At 71.0% G+C, this 17,501-nt stretch carries 15 protein-coding genes, 1 tRNA gene and 5 pseudogenes; 10 read left to right on the plus strand and 11 right to left on the minus strand.

The window, feature by feature from the left end; all coding sequences use genetic code 11:
* Positions 1-14: 14 nt before the first annotated feature.
* From L2X98_RS03055 to L2X98_RS03070, 4 genes and pseudogenes are all read right to left on the minus strand, one after another.
* On the minus strand, positions 15-572 hold the full coding sequence (locus tag L2X98_RS03055; RefSeq protein ID WP_354002987.1) for an LmeA family phospholipid-binding protein: 558 nt from the start codon (positions 570-572) through the stop codon (positions 15-17).
* Positions 573-1,044: 472 nt separating this feature from the next.
* Positions 1,045-2,710, minus strand: a pseudogene (gene argS, locus L2X98_RS03060) (arginine--tRNA ligase).
* A 68-nt stretch (positions 2,711-2,778) separates the two neighbouring features.
* A complete protein-coding gene (locus L2X98_RS03065) occupies positions 2,779-4,338 on the minus strand; it encodes an HNH endonuclease signature motif containing protein (RefSeq protein ID WP_259612280.1) in 1,560 nt (519 codons plus the stop codon).
* 106 nt (positions 4,339-4,444) lie between these two features.
* Positions 4,445-4,642, minus strand: coding sequence for a hypothetical protein (locus tag L2X98_RS03070; protein ID WP_259612281.1), 198 nt, complete (start codon positions 4,640-4,642; stop codon positions 4,445-4,447).
* A gap of 137 nt (positions 4,643-4,779) precedes the next feature.
* On the opposite strand from L2X98_RS03070, the gene L2X98_RS03075 reads away from it, so the two are divergent.
* A complete protein-coding gene (locus L2X98_RS03075; RefSeq protein ID WP_259612282.1) occupies positions 4,780-5,175 on the plus strand; it encodes an NADPH-dependent FMN reductase in 396 nt (131 codons plus the stop codon).
* Between the two features lie 157 nt (positions 5,176-5,332).
* On the opposite strand, the gene L2X98_RS03080 is transcribed toward L2X98_RS03075, so the two are convergent.
* From L2X98_RS03080 to L2X98_RS03100, 5 genes and pseudogenes are all read right to left on the minus strand, one after another.
* Positions 5,333-6,265, minus strand: a complete 933-nt coding sequence (locus L2X98_RS03080) for an MFS transporter (RefSeq protein WP_259612283.1) — start codon at positions 6,263-6,265, stop codon at positions 5,333-5,335.
* A 79-nt stretch (positions 6,266-6,344) separates the two neighbouring features.
* Positions 6,345-6,527: pseudogene (locus L2X98_RS03085) on the minus strand (MFS transporter); the annotation flags it as partial.
* 168 nt (positions 6,528-6,695) lie between these two features.
* Positions 6,696-6,771, minus strand: a tRNA-Arg gene (locus L2X98_RS03090).
* 39 nt (positions 6,772-6,810) lie between these two features.
* Positions 6,811-7,522: pseudogene (gene trmB, locus L2X98_RS03095) on the minus strand (tRNA (guanosine(46)-N7)-methyltransferase TrmB).
* Between the two features lie 69 nt (positions 7,523-7,591).
* Positions 7,592-8,425, minus strand: a complete 834-nt coding sequence (locus tag L2X98_RS03100; protein WP_259612284.1) for a DUF3097 domain-containing protein — start codon at positions 8,423-8,425, stop codon at positions 7,592-7,594.
* A 131-nt stretch (positions 8,426-8,556) separates the two neighbouring features.
* Between L2X98_RS03100 and L2X98_RS03105 the strand changes: the two genes are divergently transcribed.
* From L2X98_RS03105 to L2X98_RS03130, 6 genes and pseudogenes are all read left to right on the plus strand, one after another.
* Entirely contained in the window at positions 8,557-9,267 is a 711-nt protein-coding gene (locus tag L2X98_RS03105; protein WP_259612285.1) for a TPM domain-containing protein, read from the plus strand.
* Entirely contained in the window at positions 9,236-9,634 is a 399-nt protein-coding gene (locus L2X98_RS03110) for a hypothetical protein (protein ID WP_259612286.1), read from the plus strand. Before L2X98_RS03105 ends, L2X98_RS03110 begins: the two co-directional genes overlap by 32 nt.
* A 281-nt stretch (positions 9,635-9,915) precedes the next feature.
* Positions 9,916-10,587, plus strand: a complete 672-nt coding sequence (locus L2X98_RS03115; RefSeq protein ID WP_259612287.1) for a hypothetical protein — start codon at positions 9,916-9,918, stop codon at positions 10,585-10,587.
* 27 nt (positions 10,588-10,614) lie between these two features.
* Complete coding sequence (locus tag L2X98_RS03120) at positions 10,615-11,400, plus strand: PspA/IM30 family protein (protein WP_259612288.1); 786 nt, start codon at positions 10,615-10,617, stop codon at positions 11,398-11,400.
* 173 nt (positions 11,401-11,573) lie between these two features.
* Positions 11,574-12,278 (plus strand): arginase family protein, encoded by a 705-nt coding sequence (locus L2X98_RS03125; protein WP_259612289.1) that lies wholly within the window; start codon positions 11,574-11,576, stop codon positions 12,276-12,278.
* Positions 12,275-12,737 (plus strand): annotated as a pseudogene (locus tag L2X98_RS03130) (Fe-S oxidoreductase). The gene L2X98_RS03125 and the pseudogene L2X98_RS03130 overlap by 4 nt, the downstream one beginning before the upstream one ends.
* Before the next feature lie 13 nt (positions 12,738-12,750).
* Here the strand turns inward: L2X98_RS03130 and L2X98_RS03135 are convergent.
* Positions 12,751-13,215: an SIP domain-containing protein gene (locus L2X98_RS03135; RefSeq protein WP_259612290.1), complete on the minus strand. Its 465-nt coding sequence runs from the start codon at positions 13,213-13,215 to the stop codon at positions 12,751-12,753.
* Between the two features lie 60 nt (positions 13,216-13,275).
* Positions 13,276-13,752: a carboxymuconolactone decarboxylase family protein gene (locus L2X98_RS03140; protein ID WP_259612291.1), complete on the minus strand. Its 477-nt coding sequence runs from the start codon at positions 13,750-13,752 to the stop codon at positions 13,276-13,278.
* 44 nt (positions 13,753-13,796) lie between these two features.
* On the opposite strand from L2X98_RS03140, the gene L2X98_RS03145 reads away from it, so the two are divergent.
* The 3 genes and pseudogenes from L2X98_RS03145 (at position 13,797) to L2X98_RS03155 (ending at position 17,293) form a co-directional block, all read left to right on the plus strand.
* Positions 13,797-14,753 (plus strand): alpha/beta fold hydrolase, encoded by a 957-nt coding sequence (locus L2X98_RS03145; RefSeq protein ID WP_259612292.1) that lies wholly within the window; start codon positions 13,797-13,799, stop codon positions 14,751-14,753.
* Between the two features lie 84 nt (positions 14,754-14,837).
* A complete protein-coding gene (locus L2X98_RS03150) occupies positions 14,838-16,295 on the plus strand; it encodes an ABC transporter substrate-binding protein (protein ID WP_354002899.1) in 1,458 nt (485 codons plus the stop codon).
* Positions 16,296-16,341: 46 nt separating this feature from the next.
* A pseudogene (locus L2X98_RS03155) lies at positions 16,342-17,293 on the plus strand (ABC transporter permease).
* Positions 17,294-17,501: the final 208 nt, after the last annotated feature.

Raw genomic sequence — 17,501 nt, forward strand, 5'->3', positions numbered from 1 at the left:
CGTTGCGCCGGGACTCACGGGCACTTTCCCGGCTTCTGCAGCGCCGGGTCGGAGAGGATGCGCGGGTCCACGGCGAAGTCGGCGGTGACCGCGGCGGAGTCGACGGCGATCTTCGACAGGGTCAGACCGCTCGGGAACGCGGACGCCACGCACACCCGGCGCGGTGCGAGGATGCCGTCGGCCAGCGAGCCGAACCGCGCACGGATCGTGTCGGCCGACATCGACGCCCCGCCGACGTCGAACGCGACCGGGGTGAGGACGAGCTGGCCGTCCTTCGCCGAGGGCTTCAGCGTCAGTCCGAATGAGACGCCGGACAGGAACTGCGAGGGGTCCAGCTCCACGACCACGTTTCCGCCGTCGACCTTCAACGACCCCGGAACGGTGCGCCCGAGGTCGCCGGCGAGCTTCGCGATCGCGTCCGGGGCGAGCTTCACGGACGCGTCCACGCTGCGGGCGGGCGCGTCGCCGCTGACCGGCACGCCGGTCGCGTGCACCGTCACCGTGCCGGTGGTCTTGCCCAGCGGCGCGTCCGGGACGGTGACGGTCAACTCGTCCAGCGCGCCGGTGATCAGCTTGCGGAAGCATCGGCTCGGTCACCTGCACGTCCACCGGGTGGTCCGAGGCCACGCCGAGCGCCTCCTGCGTGCGACTGGTGACCTGATCGATGACGAGGTTCTTCGCCCAGGCGTTGCCGGCGAACCAGCCGACGCCGGCCAGGACCGCCAGCACCACCACGGTGATGCTCAGTCCCACGGCGACGCGCAGCCCGCGGCGGCGGCGCTTCGGCCGGGGCGGCACGGGCGCGGGCGCCGCCGGCGCGTAGCCCGGCTGCGCCATGGTCTGCGGTGGCACCACCGGCAGGGGCAGCGTCGTCGCCTCCGGCTCGACGAGTGCCGCTCGTTCCGGCGCGCTCTGCCCCGCGATCGGGGCGGTGACGGCATCCGGAAGCGGCGGGCGCGGCGGGATGTTCAGCGGCTCGGTCGGATCCGCCGGCTGTCGATCATCCATCTGCTCTCGCCTCCTCTGCCCTTTCACATGGGCTGTCTACATGCGCTCCGGCGCACTCACGCCCAGCAGGCCCAGACCGTTGCGCAGCACCTGCCCGGTCGCGTCGTTCAGCCACAGCCGGGTGTGATGCACCGGCTCGACCTCGCCGTCGCCCAGCGGGATGACCCGGCAGTTGTCGTACCAGCGGTGGTAGAGCCCGGCCAGCTCTTCCAGGTACCGGGCGATCCGGTGCGGCTCGCGCACCTCGGCGGCGAACGCCACGATCCGCGGGAACTCCTGCAGGGCGCCCAGCAGGGCCGACTCGGTCTCGTGCGTGAGCGTCGCCGGGGCGAACTGGCCGCGGTCCACGCCGCTGTCGGCCGCATGGCGGCCGACGTTGTGCGTGCGCGCGTGTGCGTACTGCACGTAGAACACCGGGTTGTCGTTGGTGCGCTTCTGCAGCACCTCCGGGTCCAGATCGAGGGGGGAATCGGCGGGCGAGCGCTCCAGCGAGTAGCGCAAGCGCGTCGGTGCCGAGCCAGTTCATCAGGTCGTCCATCTCGATGATGTTGCCGGCCCGCTTGCTCAGCCGCGCGCCGTTGATCGAGACCATCTGCCCGATGAGGACCTGGATGCTGGTGTCCGGGTCATCGCCGGCGGCACCGGCCAGGGCCTTGAGCCGTCCGATGTAGCCGTGGTGATCGGCGCCGAGCAGGTAGATCCGCTCGGTGAAGCCGCGGTCGCCCTTGTCCAGGTAGTAGGCGGCATCGGCGGCGAAGTAGGTGTACTCGCCGTTCGAACGGCGGATGACGCGGTCCTTGTCGTCGCCGAAGTCGGTGGTGCGCACCCAGACCGCGCCGTCCTGCTCGAACACGTGCCCCTGCTCGCGCAGCCGCTCCACCGCGCGGTCGATGAGGCTGAGTCCGTCGGCATCCTTCACGTGCATGGTGCGCTCGGAGAACCAGATGTCGAACGGGACGTTGAACCGCTCCAGCGAGCCGCGGATCTCGCCGAGCTGGTACTCGTAGCCGAGCTCGCGCGCCACCTCGAGCTGTTCCTCCGGCGGCAGATCGAGCAGATCGGGGCGCGCGGCGAGCACGCGCTGCGCGAGCGTGGTGATGTACGCGCCGGGGTACCCACCCTCGGGCGTGGCATCGCCGCGGGCGGCGGCCAGCACCGAGTCGGCGAAGCGGTCCATCTGCACGCCGGCGTCGTTGATGTAGTACTCGCGCGCCGCATGCGCCCCGCTGGCCTGCAGCAGCCGCACGATCGAGTCGCCGAGGGCCGCCCATCTCGTGTGCGCGATGTGCAGCGGTCCGGTCGGGTTGGCGCTGACGAATTCGACGTTCACCGACAGGCCGCGCTGAGAGTCGTTCGTGCCGTAGGCGGGGCCCGCGTCCACGATGGTCTTCGCGAGCGCACCGGCGGCCGCGGCATCCAGCCGGATGTTGATGAAGCCGGGACCGGCCACCTCCACCGATGCGATGCCGTCCACGGTGCGCAGGCCGTCGGCGATCTGTGCCGCCAGCTCGCGCGGGTTGGCCTCGAACCGCTTGGCGAGCTTCATCGCGGCGTTGGATGCCCAGTCGCCGTGGTCGCGGTTCTTCGGGCGATCGAGCGGCAGATCATCCGCCGTGAGGTCGTCGACGGACCCGGCTCGTCGCGCCTGCGCGAGCGGGCGGATGACATCGAGCAGGGCGGCGGAGAGGGCTGCGGGATCCATAGGTCATCGATTCTACGGTCCGGCGCCTGCGGAACCCCTCGGAAGGGACCGAGTCAGAACGGGACGAGTCAGAAGGGTGCGGGGTCGCGGGCGAGGGCGTTCGCAGTGATGGGTTGGAATCTGACGGTGCCGGGTGGTCGGGTGTGGTGGATGCGTCCGGTGGGGGCGGTCCATTCCAGGATCCCGCCGGGCAGCTGGATCACGGTCCAGTCGGTCTCGTGTTTCAGGGTGTGGTGCCGTTTGCACAGGTGGGCCAGATTGCACAGGCACGTGGTGCCACCGTCGGCGTACGCGGTGGTGTGGTCGATGTCGCATTTGTGGGCGGGGCGGCGGCAGCCGGGGAACCGGCAGTGCTCATCCCGCACCCGCAACAACAGCCGCTGTCGCTTCGAGGGCCGGTACCGGTCCACACTGGTCGGGACCCCGGTGCATGGGTCGGTGAACACCCGGGTCCAGACCCGCGCCGTCCCGGCCAGGTCCCGGGCGGTGTCATCATCGATCGCCCCGAACCCGACCACCTCACCCCCGCCGACCGTTTCGCCGGTCAGGGTGCGGGCCGGGATGGTGACCTGCACCGTCCCGGTGATCGCCCCGAGGTTCTCTCTCGCCTGCTCTGTGGTGCCGTGCCCGTCCGGGATGTTGGTCAGCAGCAGGTCACAGAACACGTCCGCCATGATCTGCGACCGGGTCCGCTCATCGAACACGACCTCCCCAGACCCGGCCTCCCCAGACCCGGCCTCCTCAGACTCGGCCTCCCCAGACTCGGCATCATCGCTGCCGCCGTCCGCGACGCCGTCCGAGTCCGTGTCCGTGTCGGCGTTGGCACGGTCGCTGTTCGGGTCTGCATCCGCGTTCGCGTCGGCGTCGGCACGGTCGCCGTTCGGGTCTGCCCCGGCGTTCGCATCCGCGTTCGCATCCGCGGCTTCGGCTTGGGCTTGGGCTTGGGCGCGGTCGGCGGCGTTCTGTTCGTACAGCTGATCGGCCATCTCCTGCAGCCGGTTCACGATCCCGACACCTTGGGCGGTGGGCAGGTCCGCGGTGATCCGGGCAAGCCCCGGCTCCAACTCCCGCACCGTCACCCTCCGGCGTTTCACGGCGTCCCGGACCCGCTGCTGGGTGCCTTCCGGGTCCAGCCGGGACACCAGCCCGGACAGCGCCGGCCGCAGCTGGGCCGGGGTCATCTCCCCCGCCATATCCAAAGCGACCGCCTCGTACTGACGGCGCACCTGATCGTCCTCGATCACCGCACCGGTCTCCGCGATCAGGGTCGCGTGCTCCGGCCAGATCCGGCCGTCGCTGGCCTCGCACAGCGTCTGGTAGAACCGGTGGGTCAGGCTCCACGCCTGTGACACCTTCCGCGCCACCTGCCACTCACTGAGCCGCAACGCGGCCGCGACCTCGGCATACACCTCCCGCATCCCCAACTGCGACGACGCGATGACCGCCCCATTCCCGTCCCGGACGGCGCGTTCCCGCTCCCGCTCCTCGACCACCCCGCCGACCCGCTCGAAGAAGAACATCTCCGCCGCGAACGCCCGCGCCGCCAGAGCCCGCGACCCGGTCAGGTCCTCGACCAGCTGATCCAACTCCGACAGCACCGCAGACCGGCCCGCAGACGATGATGACATCTGGTTCCCCTCTCGGCTCGTTGGATCACTGCTGACTGGATCGCTGATTCAATACCTCCATAGTATCGAATCTCTCTACGCATCACAATACCTTTGCCTCCCTTTTTCAAAAGGGATCGTGGACGCCGTCCATCGACGGCCGCGCGGGCAGCATCCCGTCCCTCAGGTCGTCCATTCTCGAATATTTGATGCGCGCGAACCGCCGGAACGCGGCATCCTCGGTCCGCGCCGCTCCCCGAGGGCGAGTTGAATGGATGCCGGAAGGGAGAGCAATGATCCGACTCATGATCGTCGTCGCCAGCATCCGGGAGGGGCGCATCGGACTGCCGATCGCCCAGTGGGTGCGCCGGGAGGCGGATCAGGACGCGCGTTTCGAGCTGGACTGGGCCGATCTCAAGGAGATCGCCCTGCCGCTGATGGACGAGCCGAATCATCCTCGGCTTGCGGCAGTACACGCACGAGACGACCAAGGCGTGGAGCGCGCGCGTGGACGCCGCCGACGCGTTCATCTTCGTCCAGCCGGAGTACAACTACAGCTATGCGCCCAGCCTGAAGAACGCGCTGGACCATCTGCACCAGGAGTGGCGACGCAAGCCCGTGGGCACCGTGAGCTACGGAGGGATCTCGGGCGGCACCCGCGGCGTGGTCGCGCTGCGCCCGGTGCAGCAGGCGCTGGGGCTGGTCCCCACCAGCGCGAACGTCGAACTCGCGTGGGCGGCACAGCACCTGAATGACGACGGCGAATTCGAGCCCACGGAGAGCAACGAACGGATGCTGCGCGCCCAGCTCGACGAGATCTCAGCCCTGGACGGGGCGCTGCGCACGTTGCGCGGCTGACCGGGCGCCGCGGGCCGGGCGGCGGCGGCATCCACTCGCCGAAACCGGGGATCCGCCGCGAGACCGAGCAGATCGCACTCGGTCTCGACGCGAATCCCCGGTCTCGCCGATACCGTCCGCGTCGCCGACATCCGCGTCGCCGACCTCCGCGTCAGCCTCAGCGGCGCCGCATCAGCCGAGCGCGCCCGCGGCTCGCCGGCCGCGGGACATGTACAGGCCGGTCAGCGCGGCTCCGGCCACGAGCACCGAGCCGCCGATGATCACCGTGAGCGGGATGCCCACCAGGCTCCCCACGACTCCCACGGTCACGCCGCTGAAGGTCTGCATGCCGGGGCCGAACATGCTGTAGGCGCCCAGGACCCGGCCGCGCTCGCCCGGCGGCGCCTCGAGCTTGCACGAGCGCCTGCCCGGTCGAGGTGGCCGTGATCTGGGCGACTCCGGTCAGCACCAAGGCCACCACGGCCACGATCATCGAGCCGGTGAAGGCGAAGAGCACGGCGAAGCCGCCGAACGCCACCGCGCTGACCACCGCAGTGGTCGGGGTGGGTCGGAACCATCCGCTGGCCTCGAGGAAGAATCCGCCGAGCACCCCGCCGATGCCCAGGGCGAACAGCAGCGCGCCGTAGACGAGCTCGCCGTCGGTTCCCACCGGCGTCAACCGGGCGCCGAAGACCGGCATCGCGGTCTGCAGCACCGCGCCGATGGTCACCGATGCGAGCGCGGCCAGGATCAGCATTCCGGTGATGACGTGATTGCGGCGCACCGTTCCCAGCACCCGGAACGAGGCCCACAGCGACACCCGCCCGCTCGCCGGGCTGGCCGACCGGGTGTGTCCGGTGAACGGGGTGCGCATGAGGAAGATCGTCAGCGGAAGGTAGAACACGATGTTGAAGAAGATGCCGCCGGTGGGCCCGAGCAGCAGCAGGAGCACCGAGCCGACCACGGGTCCGAACAGGATCCCGAGGCTGCGGAAGGTCGCGTTGATCCGCACCGCGGACGGCAGCTGCTCGCGGCCGGCGAAGTCGTACAGCATCATCTGCTCGGCCGGTCCCCACAGGCATCCGGCCAGGCCGTGCACGACCAGGAGCACGCAGGCCTCCCACAGCTCGCAGCGTGCCCGTGAGGAACAGGATGCCCCAGCACAGCGACACCAGCATGAACAGCACCTGGGCGACCTGGATGATCCGCCGGCAGTCGAACCGCTCGGCCAGACTCCCGGCGTACACCGACAGCAGCAGGAACGGCAGCCAGTGGCTGACCAGCTGGAACCCGACCAGCACCGGCGAGTGGAACGTGTTCCACAGCACCAGGTAGGTGATGACGTGCTCGATGTTGTCGCCCATCATCGCCATGCCCGCGCCGACCAGATAGGGCGCGGTCTTCCAGCTGCGCAGGACGCCGAACTTCGGGGCGGAGGCGGGAACGGTCACCGCCCCATCGTGGCAGGGGTGCGGGATGCCGCGGACCGCTGCCGCTCACTGAGTGAGCAAGAGCCGGTCCGAACGGACCGGCTCTGCGGATGGTGCCCCCGACAGGAATCGAACCTGCGACCTTTGGTACCGGAAACCAACGCTCTATCCCCTGAGCTACGGAGGCGCACCGGTCAAGACTATCAGTGCGGAACGCGCCCTCCCGTCACGCGCGCAGGTACGCGAGGTCGCGGATGTCGCGGCCCCGCGCGAGCCCCTTCCGCTCGAACGCGGTCATCACCCGGCCGTCGAAACGCGCCGCCCAGTCCCCCTCGAACGCACGACGGAAGCCGGGTGCGGCATCCATCACGACCACCATCTGCCGGGCGTAGTCCTCCCAGTCGGTGGCCAGCCGCAGCGTCCCGCCGACGCGCAGCGATACGGCGGCGATGCCGGCGAACTCGGCGGTGACGAGGCGCCGCTTGGTGTGCCGCTTCTTGTGCCACGGGTCCGGGAAGAAGATCCACAGCTCGTCGACGGATGCCGGGGGCGAGATGCCGCAGCACTTCGGGCGCGTTCGCCTCGACCAGGCGCAGGTTGTCGACCCCGGCGACGTCCGCGTCGCGCATGGTGCGGGCCAGGCCCGCGGTGAACACCTCCACCGCGAGGAAGTCCACCTCGGGGCGCGCCGCGGCGGCATGCACGATCGCGTGCCCCTGGCCCGATCCGATCTCCACGATCAAGGGGGCCGAGCGTCCGTACACCTGGGCGGGGTCGATGCGCGCGTCCGGCGCCACACTGGTCGCGGCCGCGTCGCGCGGCACCGGCAGCAGGTAGCGGGGCGACAGCTCGGTCCACGCGCGCTCCTGCCCGTCGCTCATCCGCCCGCCGCGGCGCACGAACGAGACCGGCTTCTCGCGGTAGGTGCGCGGTTCCATGTCAGACACGCCTCAAGGGTATGCGGCGCCCGATCCCGCACGGTCACACGGCGTCGTCACGCGGTGGCGTCATGCGGTGACGAAGTCGATGAGCTCCTCCACCCGACCCAGCAGCGCCGGTTCCAGATCGCGGAACGAGTGGACCTTGGACAGGATGTGCTGCCAGGCCCTGGCGATGTCGGCCTGGTCGTCGGCCGGCCACCCGAAGGCCCGGCAGACGCCGACCTTCCATTCGATCCCGCGCGGAATCTGCGGCCAGGCGGCGATCCCGAGGGCGGCCGGGGTCACGCACTGCCAGACATCCACGAACGGATGCCCGACGATGCGCAGATGCGCGCCGTGCGGGCCGCGCTCGATCGCCTCGGCGATGCGCGACTCCTTCGAACCGCGCACGAGGTGATCCACGAGCACGCCGTAGCGGCGCGCCGGCGAGGGCGGGTCCTCGCGCAGCGCGGCATCGAGCAGGTCGACGCCCTGCAGGTACTCGACCACCACGCCTTCGGCGCGCAGGTCGTCGCCCCAGACCTTCTCGACCAGCTCGGCGTCGTGCCGCCCCTCCACGAAGATGCGGCTGGCGCGCGCGACCCGTGCGCGCTCGTTCCCCGCGACGAACGAACCGGATGCCGTGCGTCGAGGTCCGCTCGACGGCGTCGCCGTCGGCGCAGTCAGGATCACCGGCTCCCCGTCGACGAGGAAGCCCGGTCCCAGCGGGAACACGCGGCGGCGGCCGTGGCGGTCCTCCAGCTCGGCGAGCCCGCCGGACAGCGACACCACCGCACCGCAGAACCCGTCCTCGGCGACTTCCACGACGGTGTCGCGGACCGCCTCCACGCGCGGCAGCTCGCGCTGGAACTGCCGACGCCATCCGCCGGCCAGCACATCGGCTCCGTAGCGGTCGTCCATGTCGCCTCCCGAATCGGCGAGCCTATCCGGATCGGGGCCGCAGCGGCGAAGCGACGCGCCCTCTACCGCAGCGTCGCACAGTCTGAATAGACTCGCCGTCAGGGCTGTCCGCCCGGTGGGAAGGGAGACCGATGCGCGTTCGTCGGATCGTGGCCGGTCTCGTGGCGTGCGCCGCGCTGATCCTCGCCCCGGCCGCGGCGTTCGCGACCGATCCGGTCACGCTCGGCCAGGACTACGTGCTCGACGACGCCGGGGCGCTGACCGCATCACAGCACGATGACGCCGAGCAGGCCGCGCAGAAGTTCGCCGACGACACCGACATGAACCTCTGGGTCGTCTACGTCGACGAGTTCACCTCGCCGTCGGACGCCGAAGGATGGGCGAACCAGACCGCGAGCCAGAACGGCCTCGGCCCGAACCAGTATCTGCTGGCGGTCGCGGTGACCTCGCGCCAGTTCTATCTGTCCGGCGATTCGTCCGGCCCGGTCTCCACCGAGGCGCTCGGCACCATCGAGCAGCAGCGGATCCAGCCGGCGCTGGCCTCCGAGGACTGGGCGGGGGCGGTCACGGCGGCCACCGCGGGTCTGGCCGACGCCGCCTCCGGCGGATCCGGGGCGGCCGACGGCTCCAGCGGCTCCGGGGGCGGCGTGCTCACCGTCATCCTGATCATCGTCGTCGTGGTCGTGGCGATCGTGCTCGTCATCGTGCTCGTGCGCTCCCGGCGGCGCAAGGCCGCAGCCGGCACGAGCGGCCCGGCGCTGCGAGCGGCTCGATCTGAAGGAGCTGGTGCGTCGCGCCGGATCGGCACTGGTGCAGACCGACGACGCCCTGCGCACGAGTGAGCAGGAACTGGGCTTCGCCCGCGCGCAGTTCGGCGACGACGCGACCGGCGAGTTCGCCGCCGCGCTCGCCCAGGCCAAGGCCAACCTCGACGCGGCCTTCGCCCTGAAGCAGAAGCTCGACGACGCGACCGAGGACACCGAGGAGCGCAGCGCGCCTGGAACGCGCAGATCATCCAGCTGTGCGAGGAGTCGAACAAGAGCCTGGACGAGAAGGCCGCCGCCTTCGACGAGCTTGCGCAAGCTGGAGCAGAACGCGCCCGAGGCGCTCGACCGGGTGCACAGGCAGCGCGAGGACGCACAGGCGGCGATGGATGCCGCGGCCGCCCGCCTGCAACGCTCACCGCCGAATACGCCCCCGAGGCCCTGACCACCGTCACCGACAACATCGCGCAGGCCCAGCAGCGCCTCGCGTTCGCCGACGAGCAGCTCGCCGCCGCCGCGCAGGCCATCGCGGCGGGCGAGGGCGGCCAGGCGGCCGTCGCGATCCGCGCGGCCGAGCAGGCCGCCGACCAGGCGCAGCCGCTGGAGGCGGCCATCGGCAAGCTCGGCGACGACCTGGCCGCCGGGCAGCAGCAGGCGGCCGCGCTGATCCAGGAGCTGGAGGGCGACATCGCCACGGCGTCGGGGCTGCCCGACGCCGACGGCCAGGTGGCCGCGGCGGTCACGGCCGCGCAGGCGCAGGTCGAGGCGGCCCGCGCCGACATCGCGAGCGCGCAGAAGCGCCCCCTCGCCACGTTGAAGGGCTTGGAGGCGGTCAACGCGCAGATCGACCAGGTGGTCGCCGGCGCGCGCGACGCCCAGGCACGGCGCCGCCGGGCCGAGCAGATGCTCGGGCAGACGATCAACCAAGCCCAGGCGCAGGTCTCGGCCGCCGAGGACTATGTCACCGCGCGGCGCGGCGCGATCGGCGCCGACGCCCGCACCCGGCTCGCACAGGCCGGGGCCGAACTCGTGCAGGCGCAGCAGCTGCAATCGACCGACCCGGATCAGGCCCTGCAGGCACGCCCAGCGTGCCGACCAGCTGGCCGGGCTCGCCCTGCAGGGGGCTCAGAGCGACGTCGGCGGTTTCGGCGGAGCCGGACTCGGCGGATCCGGAGGCGGCGGCAATATGCTCGGCGCCATGCTGGGCGGGATCGTGATCAACTCCCTGCTCAGCGGCGGCGGACGCCGTGGCGGCTTCGGCGGCGGGTTCGGCGGCGGCGGGGGTGGCGGCGGGTTCTCCGCCGGCAGCTTCGGCGGCGGCGGCACCCGCGGCCGGCGAGGAGGCGGTCGCTTCTGAACCTGCCCAGCTCTCCCCCGCCCGTGCCCGCAACGACCTGACACGACCCTTCAGGAAAGGAACACCCGATGGCAAAGCAGTCCATCTTCGGCCGGATCTCCACGCTCCTGCGTGCGAACATCAACGCGATGCTCGATTCCGCCGAGGACCCGCGCAAGATGCTCGACCAGCTCGTGCGCGACTACACGAACAACATCGCCGATGCCGAGACGGCCATCGCCGAGACGATCGGCAATCTGCGTCTGCTCGAGCGCGACCACGAAGAGGATGTCCAGGCCGCCGCCGACTGGGCAGGCAAGGCGCTTGCAGCCAGCAAGAAGGCCGACCAGCTGCGCGGGTCCGGGCACACCGCCGAGGCGGACAAGTTCGACAATCTCGCCAAGGTCGCCCTGCAGCGCCAGATCCAGTCCGAGAGCGAGGCGAAGTCCGCCGAGCCGCAGCTGGCCGCGCAGAACAAGACCGTCGAACAGCTCAAGGACGGGCTGAACGGCATGAAGCAGAAGCTCGGCGAGCTCAAGGCCAAGTCGGCCGAGCTGATCGCCCGGCAGAAGACGGCCGAGGCCCAGAACAAGGTCGCGGATGCCGTCAAGTCGATCGACGTGATGGACCCGACCAGCGACCTGGGTCGCTTCGAGGAGAAGATCCGCCGCGAGGAGGCCCTCGCCCAGGGTAAGCAGGAGCTGGCGGCCTCGAGCCTGGACGCCCAGTTCAACCAGCTGGACGACATGGGCGAGCTCACCGAGGTCGAGGCGCGGCTGGCCGCGCTGAAGGCCGGGGACGCTCCCGCCGTGGCGGCCGCCCCCGCCCAGAACGCGATCGACGCGCCGTCCGCGCCGTACACCCCCGGCTCCTGAGCCGGACCGCGGCGCCGGGTATCCTCGCGATGGTCGGCGCCGCCAGGAGGTCACGATGACCCGATTCCTCGTCGTCCCCCAATGGCAGGGGTCGAGTTCGTCGCGCGCGATGCAAGCTGATCGACGGCGCCACGGCCATCGCCGGCGACCTGCCCCGGTCCGCCTGCCTGACGGTGGACGTCCCGATGGAGGCGGGCGAGTCCCTGGACTCCGGGGTCCACCGGCTCAGCGCCCTGCAGCACTCCGCTCGCGCGCAGCTGACGGCGCTGGCCGACATCGACGAGCCGGTGCTGACGGTCGGCGGCGACGCCGGGGTGGCCACGACGGCGGCGCTGGCCGCGATCGGCGCCACCGGTGGCGCGCCCGATCCGGACGCGGTCGTGGTGTGGTTCAGCGCCCATGCCGGGTTGCACGACCCGGAATCGTCACCCACCGGCGCCTACGACTCGATGGCCGTGCGCGCCCTGGTCGACGAGCGGGTCCCCCGCCCGGCAGAGCTGGGTCTCGCGCCGGATCGGCTGATTCTGGTCGGGGTGCGCGAGATCCACCCCGCCGAGGCCGAGCTGATCGAGCGCCTGGGCGTGGCCGTCGTGCCCGTGGACGAACTGGGCACGCTCGCGGACGCCGTGGCCGCGCGCCGCCCCTCGGGCGTGTTCATCCACGTCGACCTCGACGTGCTCGACCCGGCCGCGATGACCGGGCTGAGCGCGCCCGAGCCGTTCGGACCGGATGTCGCGGCCGTGACCTCTGCCATCTCGGACGTGCGGAAGGTCGCCCCGCTGCTGGGCGGGGCGATCACCGAGTTCTCGCCCGCCTCTCCGTCCGCCGCGGTCGCCGATCTCGGGGCGATCCTGCGCATCGTCGGGGCGCTGGCATGAGCCCGATCCCGATTCCGCCGGAGGACTGGCAGCGGCGGGCGCAGCGGGCGGTGGCACGCGGCCGGGTCTGGGACCGTCTGATCCCGCCGTTCCTGCTCGACTCTCCGATCAGCCACGCCGGGGCCTGGTACGGCACGGTCACCGGCTGGATGTGGGGCGCACTGTGGAGCACCGGTCGGGTCGAACGGCGCGACGGACTCTGGGTGTTCCGCGGGCTGCCGCCGTGGACGTTCCGCCGCGGAGGCGTGTGCGTCGGATCCTGCTTCCTCACCGGCGACGCCGAGCCGAGCGACGCCGTGCTCAGACACGAGGCCGTGCACGCCCGCCAGTGGCGCCGATACGGCATCCTGATGCCGCTGCTGTACCTGCTGGCCGGGCGCGACCCGCTTGCGCAACCGATTCGAGATCGAGGCCGGGCTGGAGGACGGCAACTACGTGCCGCGAGGATCGGCGCGCTGACGGCCGTGCGGACTCAGAGGCCGTATTCGGCCGGCACGTGCAGGGTCTCGACCGGACGATCCAGGTGCTCGGCGAAGTGGTCCGCGATCTCGGCGGTTCCGAGGTAGCCGCCCAGCAGGAACACCCGGGTCTCGTCACCCGGGGCGCACATCATCTCGTCGGCCCACGCGATGACGGCGCGCGACAGCGCCGCGCCGCGCGCACAGGCCCGACCCGAGCCCGGAGCGCCGCTGCGGGCCGAGCGGTCCAGCCAGGTCACCGTCATCCGGCCGGGGACCGTCAGCTCTCCGATCCAGGAGGCATCCGGCACCTCGACGTATACGCGGCCGGTCGCACACAGCGGCAGCGTCGCAAGCAGCGCCTGCAGTTCGCCCAGCGACGACTCGTCGGCGGCGATCAGGTGCTGCACCAGTCCGAGCCGTGCGCGGCGGCGCGCGACGGCGCTGATCGGCGTGCGGGTGGAGGTGTGTGCGGCCATGACCTGATCAGTGTACCGCAAGGATAGGCATGCCTAACCTTGCGGAAGCTGCGTCAGACGTCAGGCGCCGGTCTTCGTGCGCGGCGGCACCGGGTAGCGCCCGGCGATGGCCACCCGGTTGAACGAGTTGATCGAGACCAGCAGCCAGCTCAGGGCCACGTACTCCTTCTCGGAGAGGATGCCGCCCACCCGGTCGTACACGTCGTCCGGAATGCCGTCCTCGTGGATGAAGACGAACGCCTCCGCCAGCTCCAGCCCGGCCCGCTCGCGCTCAGTGAACACGCCCGACTCGCGCCAGGTCGCGATCTGGGCGATGACGTCGGCATCCAGCCCCGCCTCCACCGCCCGGTCGACGTGGATGCGCACGCAGTAGGCGCAGCCGTTGAGCTGAGAGGCATGCACCTGGACGATCTCGGCCAGCCGGTCGTCGATGCCGGACTGAGTCGCCTGCTCCCGCACAGTCTTGGAGAAGGCGTCCAGCGCATCGAAGGCGGGCCGGAACGCCCGGGACAGGTGCACGCGGGGCTGATCGGTCATGTGCGCCAGCCTATCGAGTGCCTGCGTGCTGGGAGAATGTCGGGGTGACCGACGATTTCAACGAATTCTCGTTCCTGCCCGCACAGTCCGCCGAGAACGGGCTGGACGGTCCCGTTCCCACCGGCCGGCGGCTGAGCCTGGCCCTGCCGGACGGGCGCACCCTCAGCGCTCTGCGCTACACGCCCGCCGACGACCCGGAGGCGGCCCCCGCCGTCACATTCCTGCACGGCGCGGGGCTGAACGCCCACACCTGGGACACCACGATCCTCGCCCTGGGCCTGCCCGCCTTGGCCATCGACCTGCCCGGGCACGGCGACTCGTCCTGGCGGGACGACCTCGCCTATGTCCCGCCCGTGCTCGCACCGGATGTCGTTGCCGGCCTGCGCGCGTGGACCGATCGTCCGCAGCTGCTGGTCGGACAGTCGCTCGGCGGCCTGACCGCGGCATCCGTCGCAGCATCCGCCCCCGAGCTCGTGCGCGAGCTCGTCATCGTCGACATCACGCCGGGGATCGACCCGAACGGCAACGCCCAGCAGATCGCGCAGTTCTTCGCCGGACCCACCGACTGGGCGACCCGGGACGAACTGGTCGAGCGGGCGCTCGCGTTCGGGCTCGGCGGCTCACGCACCGCCGCGACCCGCGGCGTATATCTGAACTCCCGGGTGCGCGCGGACGGACGGGTGGAGTGGAAGCACCACTTCGCCCACCTCGCCGCCGCGATGGCGGCGAACCCGCCGACCGGAGGGCCGGATGCCGTGGGCACCGTCCTGGACCGTGGCGGGTGGGGCGACCTGGCGCGCGTGACCGCGCCGGTCACCCTGATCCGCGGCGACCACGGCTACGTCACCGCGGACGAGGCCGCCGACTTCTCCGCGCGTCTGCCGCAGGCCGCGGTCGTCGTGGTGGCCTCCGGCCACAACGTGCAGGAGGAGCTGCCGGTGCCGCTCGGGCGGATGCTGCGCGAGCGCGCGACGGCATCCGGCGCAGCGGCCGGCGACTGACGCTGTGTTGCGTGGGGATGACTTACGGCGAACGGTCGTCGATCGGTCGGTCTAGGCTTGTCCGCAGCCCGCGAAAGGAACCTCATGCTTCGACGCACCCTGGTGGCCGCCGCCGCACTCGTCGCCGCCGCCTCGCTCGCCCTGACCGGCTGCACCGGCGACGGCGGGACGACGCCCACCGCGGGCGGGACGCCCGACCCGGACGCGTCGGTCGCGATCCGTCTGGTCCTCGAGCCCAGCAATCTCGACATCCGGCAGACCTCCGGGGCCGCCCTCGACCAGATCCTGATGGACAACATCTACCAGGGCCTGGTCTCGCGGACCCCGGACCAGAAGATCGTGCCGTCCCTGGCCAGCGACTTCACCGCCGCTCCGGACGGTCTCAGCTACACCTTCACCCTGCGCGAGGGCGTCACCTTCGACGACGGGCAGAAGCTCACCCCCGAGGACGTGGTCTGGTCGCTGAACCAGCACCGCACGCAGAAGGGCTGGGCCGACGCGGGCCGGCTGTCGCGGGTGAAGTCGGTCACCGCCGACGGACAGAAGATCACGATCACGATGTCCGAGCCGGACTCCACCCTGCTGTGGAATCTGTCCGGCCGGTCCGGCGTCATCCTGAAGAAGGACGACAAGGTCGACTACAAGACCAAGGCCAACGGCACCGGGCCGTTCACGCTGTCCAGCTGGAAGCAGGGCGACTCCATCACGTTCGCGCGCAACGACGCATACTGGGGCACCCCGGCCAAGGTCAAGGAGATCGTGTTCGACTACATCCCCGACAACCAGGCGGCTCTGAACGCCGCCCAGGCCGGCGAGGTGGACGTGGTCACCGGGTTCGACGCCAATCTGAAGGACCAGATCGAGGCGAACGGCGACTACAAGCTCGTGCTCGGCAAGTCCACCGACAAGGGCACCCTGGCGATGAACAGCCACAGCAAGTGGCTGAAGGACAAGCGGGTGCGCCAGGCGATCCGGCAGGCCATCGACCACAAGGCCGTGATCACGGCCCTCGGCTCCGGCCAGACGCTGTACGGCCCGATCCCCGAGCTGGACCCCGGCTACGAGGACCTGTCCTCGATCGCCCCGTACGACCCGGCCAAGGCCAAGCAAGCTGCTGAAGGAGGCCGGCGCCTCCGACATCACGCTGACGCTGACCATCTACAACGGGTACGGCACGACCATCCCGCAGATCCTGGTCTCGGACCTGAACGCCGTCGGCATCACCCTCAAGGTGAACCAGGTCGAGTTCCCCACCTGGCTGAACGACGTGTACCAGAACAAGGACTACGAGCTCAGCTTCGTGCTGCACACCGAGGCCCGCGACTTCGAGAACTGGGCGAACCCGGACTACTACTTCACCTACGACAACCCGAAGGTGCAGGAGCTGTACCAGCAGTCGCTCAGCGCGACCAGCGAGGACGAAGCGGCCGGGCTTGCGGCAGGCCGCGCGCATCGTGTCCGAGGACGCGGCGGCCGACTGGGTGTACAACGGCGCATCCGTGGTCGCGGTCGGCACTAACATCACCGGTATGCCGTCTGTGAACGTCAACGAACGCCTCAACCTGGCCGAGATCGCCAAGAGCAAGGGGTGATCCGCTACGCGCTGACGCGACTGGCCCTCCTGGTGGTCGGGCTGTTCGTCGCCAGCGTGCTGATCTTCCTCACCCTCCGGGTGCTGCCCGGAGACGTGGCCCAGCTCATCGCCGGCACGAACAGCACGCCCGAGCAGATCGATGCCATTCGCGGTCAGCTCGACCTCGACGCGCCGCTGCCCGCCCAGTACGGCACCTGGATCACCGGCATCCTGCACGGCGACTTCGGCGCGTCGCTGATCACCGGGACGCCGGTGCTCAGCGAGCTCGCGCAGAAGGCGCAGGTGACGGTGCCGCTCGGGCTGATGGCGATGACGGTGGCGCTCGTGATCGCCGTGCCGCTGGGCGTGCTCAGCGCGATCCTGCGCGGTCGCGCCGGCGGAACCGCCGTCAACGTCTCCTCCCAGGCGGTCGCCGCGGTGCCGGTGGTGTGGGCGGGGATGATGCTGGTGGTGGTGTTCGCGGTGTGGCTGGGCTGGCTGCCGGCGCAGGGCTTCCCCCGCGCCGGATGGCAGCAGCCCGGCCTGGCCGCGCGAGCGCTCCTGCTGCCCGCGGTGACCATCGGCGTGGTCGAGGGCGCCATGCTCCTGCGCTTCGTCCGCAGCGCCACCCTGCAGGCGGTCGGCCAGGACTTCGTGCGCACCGCGGCCGCCAAGGGACTGACCCGCACCCAGGCGCTGATCCGGCACGGACTGCCCACCATGGCGCTGTCGGTGATCACCGTGCTCGGCCTGCAGGTGGCCGGGATCATCGTGGGCGCGGTGGTGATCGAGCAGCTGTTCTCCCTCCCCGGGATCGGGCGGATGCTGGTGGAGGACGTGGGCAACCGGGATCTGATCAAGGTGCAGGGCGAGCTTGCTCGTCCTCACCGGGTTCGTCCTGCTGATCGGCTTCCTCGTCGACCTGTTCCACCGGGCCATCGACCCGCGGCAGCGGGAGGCGGCATGAACGGCTCGTGGGTGCGCCGCCTGTGGCGCCGCTCGACCGGCCGATTCGGCGTGGTGGTGGCGGCCGTCATCCTGGTCACCGCCGGAGTCTCGCTGGTGTGGACCCCGTTCGACGCCCAGCACGTCGACATCGCCGCCCGCTGGCTCACGCCGGGGTGGCCGCACCTGCTGGGCACGGACGGGTCGGGCCGCGACATCCTCAGCCTGAT

This window comes from Microbacterium elymi, assembly GCF_021582895.2.
Lineage (GTDB): Bacteria > Actinomycetota > Actinomycetes > Actinomycetales > Microbacteriaceae > Microbacterium > Microbacterium humicola.

Excerpts from the sequence above, each read along its gene's own strand:
- L2X98_RS03140 (WP_259612291.1), bottom strand. The coding sequence starts at position 13,752 with ATGACCGATCAGCCCCGCGTGCACCTGTCCCGGGCGTTCCGGCCCGCC.
- L2X98_RS03100 (WP_259612284.1), bottom strand. The coding sequence starts at position 8,425 with ATGGACGACCGCTACGGAGCCGATGTGCTGGCCGGCGGATGGCGTCGG.
- L2X98_RS03135 (WP_259612290.1), bottom strand. The coding sequence starts at position 13,215 with ATGGCCGCACACACCTCCACCCGCACGCCGATCAGCGCCGTCGCGCGC.
- L2X98_RS03120 (WP_259612288.1), top strand. The coding sequence starts at position 10,615 with ATGGCAAAGCAGTCCATCTTCGGCCGGATCTCCACGCTCCTGCGTGCG.
- L2X98_RS03150 (WP_354002899.1), top strand. The coding sequence starts at position 14,838 with ATGCTTCGACGCACCCTGGTGGCCGCCGCCGCACTCGTCGCCGCCGCC.
- L2X98_RS03065 (WP_259612280.1), bottom strand. The coding sequence starts at position 4,338 with ATGTCATCATCGTCTGCGGGCCGGTCTGCGGTGCTGTCGGAGTTGGAT.
- L2X98_RS03105 (WP_259612285.1), top strand. The coding sequence starts at position 8,557 with ATGCGCGTTCGTCGGATCGTGGCCGGTCTCGTGGCGTGCGCCGCGCTG.
- L2X98_RS03070 (WP_259612281.1), bottom strand. The coding sequence starts at position 4,642 with ATGCTGGCGACGACGATCATGAGTCGGATCATTGCTCTCCCTTCCGGC.